The sequence below is a fragment of the Variovorax sp. Root434 genome (assembly GCF_001426595.1).
Lineage (GTDB): Bacteria > Pseudomonadota > Gammaproteobacteria > Burkholderiales > Burkholderiaceae_C > Variovorax.
Window position 1 is genome coordinate 414,324 of sequence record NZ_LMEK01000012.1, and the last position, 14,888, is coordinate 429,211.

The window sequence follows — 14,888 nt, forward strand, 5'->3', positions numbered from 1 at the left end:
TTTTCCACACGGGAAACGCCGTTTTTGTTTAGTTATCATTGTCCCTACCCTGTAACGAGGCAAAAGTCCATGGCCGATAAAAAAGGCTCCTCCAGCGAAAAAACGCTTTATTGCTCGTTCTGCGGCAAGAGCCAGCACGAGGTCAAGAAGCTGATCGCGGGCCCTTCGGTCTTCATCTGCGACGAGTGCATCGACCTTTGCAACGAGATCATCCGCGATGAGCTCCCCGCGGGCGAAGAAGCGCGTGAAGCACGCAGCGACCTGCCGACGCCGCTCGAGATCAAGACCAACCTCGACAACTACGTGATCGGCCAGGAGCCGGCCAAGCGCATGCTGTCGGTGGCCGTCTACAACCACTACAAGCGCCTGCGCCACAAGGAAAAGGCCAAGGGCGACGACGTCGAACTCAGCAAGAGCAACATCCTGCTGATCGGCCCCACGGGCTCGGGCAAGACGCTGCTGGCGCAGACGCTCGCGCGCATGCTCGACGTGCCTTTCGTGATGGCCGACGCCACCACCCTGACCGAAGCCGGCTACGTGGGCGAGGACGTCGAGAACATCATCCAGAAGCTGCTGCAGAGCTGCAACTACGAGGTCGAGCGCGCCCAGCGCGGCATCGTCTACATCGACGAAATCGACAAGATCTCGCGCAAGTCCGACAACCCCTCGATCACGCGCGACGTGTCGGGCGAGGGAGTGCAGCAGGCGCTGCTGAAGCTCATCGAAGGCACTATGGCCAGCGTGCCGCCGCAAGGCGGGCGCAAGCACCCGAACCAGGACTTCCTGCAGATCGACACGACCAACATCCTGTTCATCTGCGGTGGTGCGTTCGCGGGCCTGGAGAAGGTCATCGAAAACCGCACCGAGGCCTCGGGTATCGGCTTCGGCGCCGCAGTCAAGAGCAAGGCGCAGCGCAGCATCACCGAGGTGTTCCGTGAGGTCGAGCCTGAAGACCTGATCAAGTTCGGACTGATTCCCGAACTGGTGGGCCGGATGCCCGTGGTCGCCTCGCTCGCGGAACTCAGCGAGGACGCGCTGGTGCAGATCCTGACCGAGCCCAAGAACGCCGTGGTGAAGCAGTTCACCAAGCTGCTGCAGATGGAAGGCGTGGACCTGGAGATCCGTCCGGCGGCGCTCAAGGCGATCGCACGCAAGGCGCTGGCCCGCAAGACCGGCGCACGCGGCCTGCGCTCGATCCTTGAACAGTCGCTGATCGACACCATGTTCGAATTGCCGAACGCGACCAATGTCGACAAGGTGGTGGTCGAGGAATCGACCATCGACGAAAACAAGCCCCCGCTGCTCGTGTACCGCGAAGCGGCGAAAAAGGCGTAAAGCCAAAGACGCGAAGGATCTGCATGTCTGGCCACACCCCTCTGCCTTCCGAAGCCCTCGACCTGCCGCTGCTGCCGCTGCGCGACGTCGTGGTGTTTCCCCACATGGTGATTCCGCTCTTCGTGGGACGCCCCAAGAGCATCAAGGCGCTCGAACTTGCCATGGAGGCGGAGCGCCGCATCATGCTGGTGGCGCAGAAGGCCGCCGCCAAGGACGAGCCCTCGGTCGAGGACATGTTCGAAGTCGGCTGCGTCTCGACCATCCTGCAGATGCTCAAGCTGCCCGACGGCACCGTGAAGGTGCTGGTCGAAGGCCAGCAGCGCGCACGCGTGAACCGCATCGATGACGGCGAGACGCACTTCTCGGCCAACGTGACGCCCGTCGAGGTGCCCGAAGGCGGCGAGAAGGGCACCGAGGTCGAGGCGCTGCGCCGCGCGGTGATGCAGCAGTTCGACCAGTACGTCAAGCTGAACAAGAAGATCCCGCCCGAGATCCTGACCTCGATCTCGAGCATCGACGATCCGGGCCGCCTCGCGGACACCATCGCCGCCCATCTGCCGCTCAAGCTCGACAACAAGCAGGCCGTGCTCGACCTCGACGACGTCAAGGCACGCCTGGAGAACCTGTTCGGCCAACTCGAGCGCGAGGTCGACATCCTCAACGTCGACAAGAAGATCCGTGGCCGCGTGAAGCGCCAGATGGAGAAGAACCAGCGCGACTTCTACCTCAACGAGCAGGTCAAGGCCATCCAGAAGGAGCTCGGCGAAGGTGAAGAGGGCGCGGACATCGAAGAGATCGAGAAGAAGATCAAGCTCGCCAAGATGTCCAAGGAAGGCCTGAAGAAGGCCGAGGGCGAGCTCAAGAAGCTCAAGCTCATGTCGCCCATGTCGGCCGAGGCCACCGTGGTGCGCAACTACATCGACGTGCTCATCGGCCTGCCGTGGAGCAAGAAGACCAAGATCAAGCACGACCTCGCCAATGCCGAGGCGGTGCTCAATGCCGACCACTATGGCCTCGAGAAGGTCAAGGATCGCATCCTGGAATATCTCGCGGTGCAGCAACGCGTGGACAAGGTGAAGGCGCCGATCCTGTGCCTGGTCGGCCCACCTGGCGTGGGCAAGACCTCGCTCGGGCAGTCGATCGCCAAGGCGACCGGCCGCAAGTACACCCGCATGGCGCTGGGCGGCATGCGGGACGAAGCCGAGATCCGCGGCCATCGCCGCACCTACATCGGCGCGCTGCCGGGCAAGGTGCTGCAGGGCCTGAGCAAGATCGGCACGCGCAATCCGCTGTTCCTGCTCGACGAAATCGACAAGCTGGGCACGGACTTCCGTGGCGACCCGTCGAGCGCGCTGCTCGAAGTGCTCGATCCGGAGCAGAACCACACCTTCGGCGACCACTATGTGGAAGTCGACTTCGACCTGAGCGACGTGATGTTCGTCGCCACCTCGAACTCGATGAACATCCCGCCGGCGCTGCTGGACCGCATGGAAGTCATCCGCCTCTCGGGCTACACCGAGGACGAGAAGACCAACATCGCCATCAAGTACCTGCTGCCCAAGCAGATGAAGAACAACGGCGTGAAGGACGACGAGCTCTTCGTCACCGAAGAGGCCGTGCGCGACATCGTGCGCTACTACACGCGTGAAGCGGGTGTGCGTTCGCTCGAGCGCGAACTGTCCAAGATCTGCCGCAAGGTGGTGAAGGGCCTGCTGCTGAAGCAACTCGCGCCGAAGGTCACGGTCGACGGCAAGAACCTCAACGAGTTCCTGGGCGTGCGCAAGTTCAGCTTCGGCCTCGCGGAGAAGCAGAACCAGGTGGGCCAGGTGGTCGGCCTTGCGTGGACCGAAGTCGGCGGCGACCTGCTGACGATCGAAGCCGTGACCATGCCCGGCAAGGGCGTGATCAGCCGTACCGGTTCGCTGGGCGACGTGATGAAGGAATCGGTCGAGGCTGCACGCACCGTGGTGCGCAGCCGCTCGCGCCGCCTGGGCATCAAGGACGAGGTGTTCGAGAAGCGCGACATCCACATCCACGTGCCCGATGGTGCGACGCCGAAGGATGGCCCGAGCGCGGGCGCGGCGATGACGACGGCCTTCGTGTCGGCGCTCACGGGCATTCCCGTGCGCGGCGACGTCGCGATGACCGGCGAGATCACGCTGCGCGGCGAGGTCACCGCCATCGGCGGCCTGAAGGAAAAGCTGCTGGCGGCACTGCGCGGTGGCATCAAGACCGTGCTGATCCCGGAGGAGAACGCCAAGGACCTGCAGGACATCCCCGAGAACGTGAAGAACGGCCTCGAGATCGTGCCCGTGAAGTGGATCGACAAGGTCCTCGAGATCGCGCTCGAGAAGATGCCCGAGCCGCTGTCCGACGAAGAAGTCGCTGCATCTGCTGCGGCCGTGGCCGAACTGGCCAAGCAGCGCGCGGCGGCACCCGCCGTGGAAGGTTCGGTCAAGCACTGACCGGTTGATCGCAAAACTTGTGGAGCCTCGAAAAATTGTTATATAATTCGAGGCTCGAAACGCGGGAATAGCTCAGTTGGTAGAGCGCAACCTTGCCAAGGTTGAGGTCGAGAGTTCGAGACTCTTTTCCCGCTCCAGTTTTGAAAAAGGGAAGCAGCAGCTTCCCTTTTTTTCGCTAGTTCGATTTCGTATTTCTGCGTGGCGCGATAGCAAAGCGGTTATGCAACGGATTGCAAATCCGTCTAGCCCGGTTCGACTCCGGGTCGCGCCTCCACCTTCTCGTTCAACTCGAATCGACCCCGACGACCAAGCTCCGCCAACCCACGTTGCCGGGGCTTGTTTTGTTTGGGTTATCGTCGATGTTCAACCTGACGCCCGGATGGTGAAATTGGTAGACACATCGGACTTAAAATCCGCCGCTTCCTTAATCGGGGCATACGGGTTCGACCCCCGTTCCGGGTACCACACTTACAAGGGAGCATTCGATGCCTCGCTACAACGCTCCATTTGAGATCCATGTGCACGGCGACGTGCCGCTGCGTTCGGACGTGACCTTCGACCAGATCCAGGAAGCGCTCAAGCCGCTCTGGAAGTACGCTGGCGCCAAATCGCTGGCCGACGGTGCGACCAGCACCTACGAGGAAGAGCCCGGCATTCGCTTCGAGCAGAAGGACCACACGCTGCAGATGTGCTGGACCGTGCCCGGCGATGAAGACTTCCGCCAGGCCCTCGACGAGATGTGCATGGCCCTGAACGAGCTCTCCGAGCGCGGTGCGGCCATCGAGGTCACCTTCTACGACACCGACTTCGACGAGGAAGAGGGCGACCCCGAGGAAGAATCGCGCGACGACTTCCTGATGCTGTTCGTCGGCCCGAACCCGGCCGCGATCATGCAGGTGCAGCGTGACCTGCTGGTGGAAGACGTCGTCAACCTCATGGAGCGCCACTTCGACGGCGCCGAACTGGGTGGCGTGGTCTCCGAGATCGACCGCCTCTTCAGCGACCGTTTCGACGCGCTCGTGAACTCGCTCGAGATCGGCAAGCGTCCGCGCGGCACGGGCGGTCCCGGCAGCGGCGGTGGCCACGGCGGCGGCCGCCGTCCGCGCCACCTGCATTGATCCGCGCTTCATAGACAAGGCCTCATGGCCCTGTTTCCCGCCTCCGCGCTGCGCCCTGGGGTACGCAAGCGCGAGGTGTTCGGCTGGGCGATGTACGACTTCGCCAATTCGGGCTACACCACGGTCGTCATCACGGCAGTGTTCGCCGCCTACTTCGTCGGCGGCATCGCCAGGGGCGCGCCCTGGGCAGCCTTCGCATGGACAGCTGCACTCAGCACGTCTTACGCCATCGTGATGCTTACGATGCCCGCCATCGGCGCCTGGGCCGACTTGCATGCGGCCAAGAAGCGGGTGCTCGTCTGCGCGACCGTCGGCTGCGTCCTTGCCACGGCAGCGCTTGCAATCACGCCCGGTTTTTCGGGCACTTCCGGCGTCGCACTGGCGATGGCACTGGTAATTGTCTCCAACGCCTTCTATTCCTATGGCGAGTCCCTCACGGGCGCCTTCCTGCCCGAACTCGCCACCGCCGAGGGCATGGGCAAGGTGAGCGGGTGGGGCTGGGCCTTCGGCTATGTCGGCGGCATGCTGGCCCTGGGCATCTGCCTGGCCTATGTGCTGTGGTCGCAATCGAAGGGCTTGCCGGCGGCGCACTTCGTGCCGGTCACGATGCTGATCACGGCGGCCATCTACGGCGCGGCCGCCTGCGCCACCTTCGTGCTGCTGCCCGAGCGCGCGCAGCCTCGAACAGTGGATGTCGAACTCGGTGCCTGGCAGCAACTGCGCGCCACGTTTCGGCAGGCGCGGGCATACCGCGACTTCATGTGGCTGCTGGCCTGCACGGTGTGCTACCAGGGGGGCGTGGCGGTCGCCATCACGCTTGCTGCGATCTATGCGGAGCAGGTGATCGGCTTCGTCGCGAGCGAGACCATGGTGCTGATCTTCGTGCTCAACATCGCGGCGGCGCTGGGCGCCTTCGGCTTCGGCTACATCCAGGACCGCATCGGCCACAAGATTTCGCTGGCCGCCACGCTGGCCGCGTGGATCGCGGTCTGCGTGATCGCCGCGCTGGTGACGACCAAGGGCGGCTTCTGGTGGGCGGCCACCATTGCGGGGCTGGCCATGGGATCGAGCCAGTCGGCCGGTCGCGCCATGACGGGCTATCTGGCGCCGCCGCAGCAGCTCGCGGAGTTCTTCGGGCTCTGGACCTTCGCGACCCGGCTCGCCAGCATCATCGGTCCGCTGAGCTTCGGCGCGATCACCTGGATGACGGGCGGCAACCAGCGCATCGCGATTCTCTCGACGGCGGTGCTGTTCGTGGCGGGGTTGCTGCTGTTGCTGCCGATCCGCATGGAGCGGGGCCGCGCTGCCGCTCTTCGCAGCCCGGCCTGAAGGCGTTCAGGGCACCTGCTGGCGCAGCGACTTCGGCACCTTGAAGCGTTCGCCGTCGTAGCGCAGCGTGACGGTGTTGAACTTCGGGGGCAGTGCCTTTTCCACGCAGCCCTGGTCTTCCTGCTCCTGCGCGCGGCTCTGCAGCAGCGTGCGCGACAGCTGCAGGTCGGCAAAGCCGTTGCTGCTGCCCTTGCCGACGGACAGCATAGTGCGCAGCTTGTCGAAGTGGCCGGTGCAGGTGGTGTCCCACCCGCCGTGGTCGTGGTCCAGCTCGATCTCCTGCAGAACCTCGCGCAACTGCTTGCCATGGTGCACGTAGAGCCGCACGGTCTCGCTGGCCAGCGGGCTGCCGGGCGCGTTGCTGCCGCGGTAGCGCACGCGCAGGCCGAAGGCGCGGGCCTCGGGCGACAGCACGTAGCGCGCGGTGTCGATGCGGATGTCCTGTATCGAAGTGGTGGCGTCCTCGTCGAGCGCTTCGGGCTGGACGAGCCGGGCGATGATGGTGTCGCGCTCGGTGTTGCCGTTGTCGGGGCGCTGGATCAGCAGGATCTCGAGATCGAAGACCTTGGCGCCGTGGTCGGTCGTTTCGCGCGGCATGGGCAGCACGACGATGCTGCGCCCCGGAAAAGCCGGCCAGACCTTGCAGGCCGCGAGCCGCTCGTCGAGCGGCCGGTGGGGATGCAGCTTGGCATGCATGCGCTCGGCGAGTCCGCTTTCACAGGCCGCGTGGCTCAGCCCGGCGGCCGAGAGGCAGAAGAGAAGAGCGGCGTGGCGCAGCAGGCGCATCGAGGTCAGGCCTCGGTGGCCGTGGGAAGCCCGAGCCAGCGTGTGGCCGCCGCTTCGAGCACGGCGACGTTGCCGCTGCTTTGCAGCAGCAGGCTGCCGACGCCGCCATCCGCGAGCCGGCCGGCCGAAGCGAGCAGGCGCCGCGCCTGCTGCGCGACTGGCACGCCGGTGTCGATGAAGCGCAGCGTCGCCGGCGCATGCCGGCTCAATTCGTCTTTCACGAGCGGGTAGTGGGTACAGCCCAGCACCACGGTGTCGACGCCATCGGGGCCGTCGCCGAAAGGCCCGGCCTCTTTCATGTAGCGCTCGCACAGCGCCGCGATGCCTTCGGCGTCGAAGCCTTCGATGGCCTTCACGAGCCCGTCGCACGGCACGGGGCGTACGTCTGCCGATCCGGCGAACGATGCGCGCAGGGCCGCGTACTTGGCACTGGCCAGGGTGCCTCGCGTGGCCATCACCGACACGCGTCCGGTACGGCTGGCCGACACTGCGGGCTTGAGGCCGGGTTCCAGCCCCACGATTGGCAGGTCGGGATGCTCGGCCCGAAGCAAGTGGATGGCGGCCGTGGTGGCTGTGTTGCAAGCCACAACGAGCGCCTTGATTGCATGCTCCCGCCGCAGATGCTCGACCACCGAGCGCGAGCGCTCGATCACGTAGGCGTCCCCGCGCTCGCCGTACGGCGCATAGGCCGTATCGGCAAAGTAGACGAAGTTCTCCTGCGGCAGCTCGGCCCTCAGCGCGGCCAGCACGCTGAGGCCGCCGACCCCGCTGTCGAAGACGCCTATCGGGCTCAACTCAGGCTTCTTCCATCATGATGGTCTTGAACTCGCCGCTGGCGATGCGCTTTTGCCACTCGGCCGGGCCGGTGATGTGCGCGCTGGTGCCGCCGGCGTCGACCGCCACCGTCACGGGCATGTCGACCACGTCGAACTCATAGATCGCTTCCATGCCCAGGTCGGCGAAGCCCACCACCTTGGCGGTCTTGATGGCCTTGCTCACGAGGTAGGCGGCGCCGCCCACGGCCATGAGGTAGGCGCTCTTGTGCTTCTTGATGGCCTCGATGGCGACCGGGCCGCGCTCGGCCTTGCCGATCATCGCGATCAGGCCGGTCTGGGCCAGCATCATCTCGGTGAAGCCGTCCATGCGCGTGGCCGTGGTGGGGCCGGCGGGGCCCACGGCTTCATCGCCAACCGGATCGACCGGGCCGACGTAGTAGATGACGCGGTTGGTGAAGTCCACCGGCAGCTTCTCGCCCTTGGCCAGCATGTCCTGGATGCGCTTGTGCGCGGCATCGCGGCCGGTGAGCATCTTGCCGTTGAGCAGCAGGGTGTCGCCAGGCTTCCAGCTCGCCACTTCGGCGGGCGTGAGCTTGTCGAGGTCGACGCGCTTGCTCTTCTTTTCGTCGGGTGCCCAGTTGACGTTGGGCCACAGGTCGAGCGACGGCGGATCGAGGTACACCGGGCCGCTGCCGTCCATCACGAAGTGTGCATGGCGGGTGGCCGCGCAGTTGGGGATCATCGCCACGGGCTTGCTGGCCGCGTGCGTCGGGTACATCTGGATCTTGACGTCGAGAACGGTGGCCAGGCCGCCCAGGCCTTGCGCGCCGATGCCCAGCGCGTTGACCTTCTCGTACAGCTCGATGCGCAGCGCTTCGACTTTGCTGAGTTCGGCGCCCGACTTCTTCTTGGCCTGCAGCTCGTGCATGTCGAGGTCGTCCATCAGGCTTTCCTTGGCCATCAGCGCGGCCTTCTCGGCGGTGCCGCCGATGCCGATGCCCAGCATGCCCGGCGGGCACCAGCCGGCGCCCATGGTCGGCACGGTCTTGAGCACCCAGTCGACCACGCTGTCACCGGGGTTCAGCATGGCCAGCTTGCTCTTGTTCTCGCTGCCGCCGCCCTTGGCCGCGACCGTCACCTCGACGGTGTTGCCCGGCACGATCTCCGTGAAGATCACCGCCGGCGTGTTGTCCTTGGTGTTCTTGCGGTCGAACTGCGGATCGGCCACGACCGATGCGCGCAGCGTGTTGTCGGGGTGGTTGTAGCCGCGGCGCACGCCTTCATTGATGGCGTCGTCCAGGCTGCCGGTGAAGCCGCCCCAGCGCACGTCCATGCCCACCTTGAGGAACACGTTGACGATGCCGGTGTCCTGGCAGATCGGGCGGTGGCCCGTGGCGCTCATCTTGCTGTTGGTCAGGATCTGCGCGATGGCGTCCTTGGCCGCTGGGCTCTGCTCGCGCTCGTAGGCCTTGGCCAGATGGGCGATGTAGTCGGCGGGGTGGTAGTAGCTGATGTACTGCAGCGCGGCGCTGATCGATTCGATCAGGTCGGCCTGCTGGATCGTGGTCGTCATGGTGGGGGGAGTTTTTTGGAGTGTGGAACGCCCCCCGATTATCTCAGCCGCCGCGCCTACCTCGCCGAGGCCCGGGCTTCCTCGATCCAGCCGTCGAACAGCGGCCGATGCGCCTTGATCCAACCATCGGTGTGGCGCTCCAGGTCTTGCTGGGTGTTGGCGCCCTGGCTCATGCGCAGGTTCTGGGCATTGATGTCGCCGATCGGCAGCTTCATCACTTCGAACAGCTTGCCGGCCGCGGGGTTCTTCTCGACGAAGGCCCGGTTGGCGACGATCTGCTCCTGGTTGGCCTGGAAGCCGTAGTTCTTGCCGTTGGGCAGCCGCGTTTCGGCGCCGTCGCCCTGCGACGAAGAGGACGGCACCTGCAGCCACACCACGTCCGCACCCGGCCGCAGCACGGCGCTTACCCAGTAGGGCGTCCAGGTGTAGTACAGCACCGGCTTGTCCTGCCTGAAGCGGGCGATGGTGTCGGCCATCAGCGCGGCATAGCTGCCCTGCTTGTGCGTGACGGTGTCGCGCAGCTGGTAGGCCGTCAGGTGTTTTTCGATCGCCAGTTCGCAGCCCCAGCCGGGGTTGCAGCCCGTGAGGTCGGCACGGCCGTCGCCGTCGGTGTCGAACAGCTTCGCAATGGCCGGGTCCTTCAGCTGCGCGATGTTGGTGATGTTGTATTGCTCGGCCGTCTTGCGGTCGATCAGGTAGCCCTGCACCGCGCCGTCGGAGTACACGCCCTTGCGCCACAGCTTGGCGTCGCCGCCGCTGTTCTTGTAGAAGTCGGCGTGAAGCAGGCTCCAGTGGTTGGCCATGAAGGTGGCGTCGCCGTTGGCGATGGCGAGGTGTTCGGTGGCGGGCTCCAGGTCTTTCATGGGCTCGACCGTGTAGCCGAGCTTTTCGAGCGCGCGCATCACCAGCAGCGTCTGGAACGCCTCTTCGGCGAGCGAGCTCTTGAGCGGCTGCACGGTCACGCCCTTGCCGGGGAGGTCGTTGGCGGCTTGCGCGGCCACGCCGAAGGCGACGAAGCCCAGGGCCAGAAAGCTGCGTGCGATGAGAGTGGTTTTCTTCATGCGTTGAATTCCTCCGTGGCGGGTCATTGCGCTTGCGTGGACAAGGCGGGAACAGGCGCGTTCGCACCGCGCGACGGCGTGCCCAGCAAGCGCTGCAGCACGCGCAGCGAGAAGCCGGCCGGCCCGGTGTGCCACCAGCGGCGACCCGCGCTGCGGCGCGACTTGCCCATCGCCTGCGTCAACCGGTCGAGCGAAATCGCCAGCAGCACGATGCCCAGGCCGCCGACCGTCGCCAGGCCCATGTCGAGCCGGCCGATGCCGCGCAGCACCATCTGGCCCAGGCCGCCCACGGCGATCATCGAGGCGATGACCACCATCGACAGCGACAGCATCAACGCCTGGTTGATGCCCGCCATGATCGACGGCATGGCCAGCGGCAGCTGCACCTTCACCAGCATCTGCCATGGCGAAGCGCCGTAGGCGCGCGCGGCCTCGATGAGGTCGGGTCGCACCTGGCGCAGGCCCAGGCTGGTCAGGCGCACCAGCGGCGCCAGCGCGAAGATGATCGTCACGATCACGCCCGGCACGTTGCCGATGCCGAACAGCATCACCACCGGCACGAGGTACACGAATGCAGGCGTGGTCTGCATCGCGTCGAGCAGCGGGCGCATGAGGCGCTGGGCCCGGTCGCTGCTGGCCAGCAGCACGCCCAGCGGCAGGCCGATGAACATGCAGAACACGAGCGAGGTCAGCACCAGCGACAGCGTCACCATGGCTTCGGGCCAGATGCCCAGCATCGCCACGAGCAGCAGCGCGACCGTGGTGCCGATGGCCAGCGCGCGGCCGGCGAACTGCCAGGCGAAGAGGCCGATCAACGCGATCATCGCCAGCGTGGGCAGGCCGGTGAGCAGGCCCTGTACCCAGTTCAGCGTGCTGTCGATGGGCAGGCGCACGGTCTGGAAGAAGGGGCGGAAATGTTCCACCACCCAGCCGAGGCCCTGGTTGATCCAGGATTCGACGGGCAGGGAACCGTCCCAGAGGCGGTGCAGCGGGAAGCCGTCGGTCGCGGCATTGGCCGATCCGGCCAGCTGGTGGGCCGTGTCGACGGGGGCATCGAGCCAGGCGCTGGTGGCGGAGGTGTCGGGTGCGGCCGAGAGTGCTTCCCACGGATCGACGAAGGTGGGGACTGCGGGCGTGTCCAGCACCGGCGTGCCCAGGTCGGAAGGAAGTGTGTTGTCGTTCATCGTTCAAGGTCCTCCGTGAATTCAGTGCGGCTCGGCGGCGAGCGCGGGGGCGGCGTTGGGCAAGACGGGCTCGATCGGCGGGGTGTCGCGGTCGAGGAACTTGAGCAGCGTCGTCTTGCTGATCGCACCGCAGAAGCGGCCGTCGCTCGCCACCACTGGCAGTGCGCACGGTGCCTGCGCGAGTTGGCCGATCAGGCCTGCCACGGGGGCTTCGGCGTCGATGCGCGGCAGGTCGTCGAGGAACGCGTGCTGCAGCCCCAACGGACCCGAATGCCCATCGAGCGCGCTGCGCAGCGTGTCCGCCGACACCACGCCCAGGTAGCGCCTGTTCGGGCTGGTCACGTAGGCGAAGTCGCGGTCCTGGTCTTCCAGCACCTTGAGCGCCGCGCGCGCACCGCGCTCCGGGTGCTCGCACACGACGGTGAGCGACTTGCGCGCGATGTCCGCGGCCTTGAAGACGGCCGCCGCATCCACGCCGCGCACGAAGCTGCGCACGTAGTCGTCGGCGGGGCTGCGCAGGATCTCGTCGGGCGTGCCGACCTGGATCACCTGGCCGTCCTTCATGATCGCGATGCGGTCGCCGATGCGCATCGCTTCATCCAGGTCGTGCGAGATGAAGACGATGGTGCGGCGCTGCGCCTGCTGCAGCCGCAGCAGCTCCGATTGCATCTCGGTGCGGATGATCGGGTCGAGCGCCGAGAAGGCCTCGTCCATCAGAAGGATCGACGGGTCCGAGGCCAGCGCACGCGCCAGGCCCACGCGCTGCTGCATGCCGCCGGAGAGTTCGTCCGGATAGCTGTCGCCCCAGCCTGCAAGGCCTACTTGCGCGAGCGCCAGGTCGGCCTGTGCGAGACGCTCCTTCTTGCTCGTGCCCGACAGTTCGAGGCCGAAGGCGGTGTTCTCGCGCACCGTCATGTGCGGCATCAGCGCGAACGACTGGAACACCATGCTGATGTCCTTGCGGCGCAGCGCGCGCAGCTTGGCGTCGGAGTGCTCGTTGATGTCGGCGCCGTCGATCACGATGCGGCCGGCGGTCGGCTCGATCAACCGGTTCAACAGGCGCACCAGCGTCGACTTGCCCGATCCCGAGAGGCCCATGATCACGAAGATCTCGCCGGCCTGGATCTCGAAGGTGGCATCGAACACGCCGATCGACTGGCCCGTCTCGGCGAGGATTTCCTTCTTCGAAAAACCTTGCCGCACGAGTTCCAGGGCCTGCTCGGGCGCGTCGCCGAACACCTTGAAAACATGGTCGATGAGAATTCCTTTGGCCATATGCCGGGGCTCCTTGTGTGAAGGTTGGACACAGCACCGCCCCGGAGGACGGCAACGGTCACGCCATCAGCCGATGGGGCTGTCCGAACAGAGAGCGCGTGAGGGAAACGCGTGCAATGGCCCGGCGAGCCTCTGGGGCTGCCGACAGGCACTGAAGACGACGTGGCGACGAAACCAGTGCCCGCCGAAAGGTGGCGTGGCAGTGGGGCCGGAAACGATCCGGCCGGTTTGCCGGGCAGGGCCCGGCGGGGAGAACCTTGCACCGCGACGGGATTCGGAGATCCGCGAGTAGTGCAGGGCCGATCAACATGACTTGTTGGTCGTCTGAAGCCCATGATTATAACTTTTTGACATGACGCGAGTCAACCCAACGGGCGTAACGTAATGTCGGCGGCGGCCCAATGGCCCCGTCAGATGCGAGCTATTCTTATTGGCCGATACTCGGGCTCGCGCCCGATCAGGCGGCGCGACCATCCAAGACTGCGGAGCTTTTCCACCATGACGACTTCCCCCAAGACCCGTGCCGAGCGCGATACCTTCGGCCCGATCGACGTGCCGGCCGACAAGCTGTGGGGCGCGCAAACGCAGCGCTCGCTGCAGAACTTCGACATCTCCGGGGAGCAGCAGCCGCGCGAGATCATCAAGGCGCTGGCCCAGGTGAAGCGCGCGTCGGCCGTGGTCAACCATGCGCTGGGCCTGCAGGACCAGAAGAAGACGAACGCCATCGTGGCAGCGGCCGATGAAGTCATCGCCGGCAAGCACCCGGGCGAATTCCCCCTGGTCGTGTGGCAGACCGGCTCGGGCACGCAGACCAACATGAACGTCAACGAGGTGCTGGCCAACCGGGCGAGCGAAATCCTCGGCGGCGAGCGCGGGGAAGGGCGCCTCGTGCACCCGAACGACGACGTCAACCGCAGCCAGTCGAGCAACGACGTGTTCCCGACCGCCATGCACGTGGCCGCCGTCGAGGCGATCACGCACAAGCTGCTGCCGGCCATCGCCAAGTTGCGCGGCACGCTCGACCAGAAGGCCAAGGACTTTGCGGACATCGTGAAGATCGGCCGCACCCATCTGCAGGACGCCACCCCCCTCACGCTGGGCCAGGAGTTCTCGGGCTACGTGGCGCAACTGGCGCACGGCGAAGCGCATGTGCGTGCCGCGCTGCCGCACCTGTGCGAACTGGCGCTGGGCGGCACGGCCGTCGGCACCGGGCTCAATGCGCCCAAGGGTTATGCCGAGAAGGTGGCCGCCGAGTTGGCCAAGCTCACGGGCCTGCCTTTCGTCACCGCGCCGAACAAGTTCGAAGCCATGGCCAGCGTCGACGCGCTGGTGCACGCGCACGGCGCGCTCAAGACGCTGGCCGCCAGCATGAACAAGATCGCCAACGACGTGCGCTGGCTCGCGAGCGGCCCGCGCAGCGGCATCGGCGAACTGAGCATCCCGGAGAACGAACCCGGCTCGTCGATCATGCCGGGCAAGGTCAACCCCACCCAGAGCGAAGCCGTCACGATGCTGGCCGCGCAGGTGTTCGGCAACGACGTGGCCATCAACATCGGCGGCGCCTCGGGCAACTTCGAGCTGAACGTGTTCCGCCCGATGGCGGCGCACAACTTCCTGCAGAGCGTGCGCCTGCTGGCCGACGGCATGGTGAGCTTCAACGACCATTGCGCCGTGGGCATCGAGCCGAACCGCGAACGCATCACTGAGCTGGTGCAGCGCTCGCTGATGCTGGTGACGGCGCTGAACACGCACATCGGCTACGACAAGTCGGCGTACATCGCGAAGAAGGCGCACAAGGAAGGCACGAGCCTGCGCGAGGCGGCGATTGCGTCGGGGCACCTGACGGCCGAGCAGTTCGACCAATGGGTGGTGCCGGAGAACATGACCGGTCGCTGAGCCTCACCGGTCTTTTCGTGGGGGCGCCGCGCACGGCCGCCCGAAGCGGCCGGCCCGCCCCCGGTAGGGGGTTGGCGAAGCGACACGAAG

At 66.0% G+C, this 14,888-nt stretch carries 11 protein-coding genes and 3 tRNA genes; 8 read left to right on the forward strand and 6 right to left on the reverse strand.

Annotated elements, in window-relative coordinates; genetic code table 11:
- The first annotated feature begins 69 nt into the window (after positions 1 to 69).
- From clpX to ASD05_RS12480, 7 genes are all read left to right on the forward strand, one after another.
- Positions 70 to 1,335, forward strand: coding sequence for an ATP-dependent Clp protease ATP-binding subunit ClpX (gene clpX / locus ASD05_RS12450; RefSeq protein WP_007829783.1), 1,266 nt, complete (start codon positions 70 to 72; stop codon positions 1,333 to 1,335).
- Positions 1,336 to 1,358: 23 nt separating this feature from the next.
- On the forward strand, positions 1,359 to 3,800 hold the full coding sequence (gene lon, locus ASD05_RS12455; protein ID WP_056592425.1) for an endopeptidase La: 2,442 nt from the start codon (positions 1,359 to 1,361) through the stop codon (positions 3,798 to 3,800).
- A gap of 61 nt (positions 3,801 to 3,861) precedes the next feature.
- Positions 3,862 to 3,937 (forward strand) — tRNA-Gly (locus tag ASD05_RS12460).
- 63 nt (positions 3,938 to 4,000) lie between these two features.
- Positions 4,001 to 4,074, forward strand: a tRNA-Cys gene (locus tag ASD05_RS12465).
- A 99-nt stretch (positions 4,075 to 4,173) separates the two neighbouring features.
- Positions 4,174 to 4,265: transfer RNA gene (locus ASD05_RS12470), tRNA-Leu, on the forward strand.
- A 20-nt stretch (positions 4,266 to 4,285) separates the two neighbouring features.
- Positions 4,286 to 4,918, forward strand: a complete 633-nt coding sequence (locus ASD05_RS12475; protein WP_007829779.1) for a DUF6806 family protein — start codon at positions 4,286 to 4,288, stop codon at positions 4,916 to 4,918.
- 24 nt (positions 4,919 to 4,942) lie between these two features.
- Complete coding sequence (locus ASD05_RS12480; RefSeq protein WP_056592428.1) at positions 4,943 to 6,247, forward strand: MFS transporter; 1,305 nt, start codon at positions 4,943 to 4,945, stop codon at positions 6,245 to 6,247.
- A 6-nt stretch (positions 6,248 to 6,253) separates the two neighbouring features.
- Here ASD05_RS12480 and ASD05_RS12485 read toward each other — a convergent pair whose 3' ends face one another.
- The 6 genes from ASD05_RS12485 to proV are packed head-to-tail and all read right to left on the reverse strand — an operon-like array spanning position 6,254 to position 12,902.
- The gene (locus tag ASD05_RS12485) at positions 6,254 to 7,033 is read right to left on the reverse strand and encodes a hypothetical protein (RefSeq protein ID WP_056592431.1); all 780 of its coding nucleotides are present in this window, start codon (positions 7,031 to 7,033) and stop codon (positions 6,254 to 6,256) included.
- A 5-nt stretch (positions 7,034 to 7,038) separates the two neighbouring features.
- Positions 7,039 to 7,827, reverse strand: coding sequence for a glutamate racemase (murI, locus tag ASD05_RS12490; RefSeq protein ID WP_056592434.1), 789 nt, complete (start codon positions 7,825 to 7,827; stop codon positions 7,039 to 7,041).
- A 1-nt stretch (position 7,828) separates the two neighbouring features.
- Complete coding sequence (locus ASD05_RS12495; RefSeq protein WP_056592437.1) at positions 7,829 to 9,382, reverse strand: fumarate hydratase; 1,554 nt, start codon at positions 9,380 to 9,382, stop codon at positions 7,829 to 7,831.
- A gap of 56 nt (positions 9,383 to 9,438) precedes the next feature.
- Complete coding sequence (proX, locus tag ASD05_RS12500) at positions 9,439 to 10,443, reverse strand: glycine betaine/L-proline ABC transporter substrate-binding protein ProX (protein WP_056592439.1); 1,005 nt, start codon at positions 10,441 to 10,443, stop codon at positions 9,439 to 9,441.
- 23 nt (positions 10,444 to 10,466) lie between these two features.
- A complete protein-coding gene (gene proW, locus ASD05_RS12505; RefSeq protein ID WP_056592442.1) occupies positions 10,467 to 11,627 on the reverse strand; it encodes a glycine betaine/L-proline ABC transporter permease ProW in 1,161 nt (386 codons plus the stop codon).
- Between the two features lie 21 nt (positions 11,628 to 11,648).
- On the reverse strand, positions 11,649 to 12,902 hold the full coding sequence (gene proV, locus ASD05_RS12510; RefSeq protein WP_056592444.1) for a glycine betaine/L-proline ABC transporter ATP-binding protein ProV: 1,254 nt from the start codon (positions 12,900 to 12,902) through the stop codon (positions 11,649 to 11,651).
- Between the two features lie 498 nt (positions 12,903 to 13,400).
- Between proV and fumC the strand changes: the two genes are divergently transcribed.
- A complete protein-coding gene (gene fumC, locus ASD05_RS12515) occupies positions 13,401 to 14,798 on the forward strand; it encodes a class II fumarate hydratase (protein ID WP_056592449.1) in 1,398 nt (465 codons plus the stop codon).
- Positions 14,799 to 14,888: the final 90 nt, after the last annotated feature.

Bases quoted from the DNA above. Each gene is read 5' to 3' on its own strand.
- clpX (WP_007829783.1), top strand. From the start codon at position 70: ATGGCCGATAAAAAAGGCTCCTCCAGCGAAAAAACGCTTTATTGCTCG.
- lon (WP_056592425.1), top strand. From the start codon at position 1,359: ATGTCTGGCCACACCCCTCTGCCTTCCGAAGCCCTCGACCTGCCGCTG.
- ASD05_RS12475 (WP_007829779.1), top strand. From the start codon at position 4,286: ATGCCTCGCTACAACGCTCCATTTGAGATCCATGTGCACGGCGACGTG.
- ASD05_RS12480 (WP_056592428.1), top strand. From the start codon at position 4,943: ATGGCCCTGTTTCCCGCCTCCGCGCTGCGCCCTGGGGTACGCAAGCGC.
- ASD05_RS12485 (WP_056592431.1), bottom strand. From the start codon at position 7,033: ATGCGCCTGCTGCGCCACGCCGCTCTTCTCTTCTGCCTCTCGGCCGCC.
- ASD05_RS12495 (WP_056592437.1), bottom strand. From the start codon at position 9,382: ATGACGACCACGATCCAGCAGGCCGACCTGATCGAATCGATCAGCGCC.
- proX (WP_056592439.1), bottom strand. From the start codon at position 10,443: ATGAAGAAAACCACTCTCATCGCACGCAGCTTTCTGGCCCTGGGCTTC.
- proW (WP_056592442.1), bottom strand. From the start codon at position 11,627: ATGAACGACAACACACTTCCTTCCGACCTGGGCACGCCGGTGCTGGAC.
- proV (WP_056592444.1), bottom strand. From the start codon at position 12,902: ATGGCCAAAGGAATTCTCATCGACCATGTTTTCAAGGTGTTCGGCGAC.
- fumC (WP_056592449.1), top strand. From the start codon at position 13,401: ATGACGACTTCCCCCAAGACCCGTGCCGAGCGCGATACCTTCGGCCCG.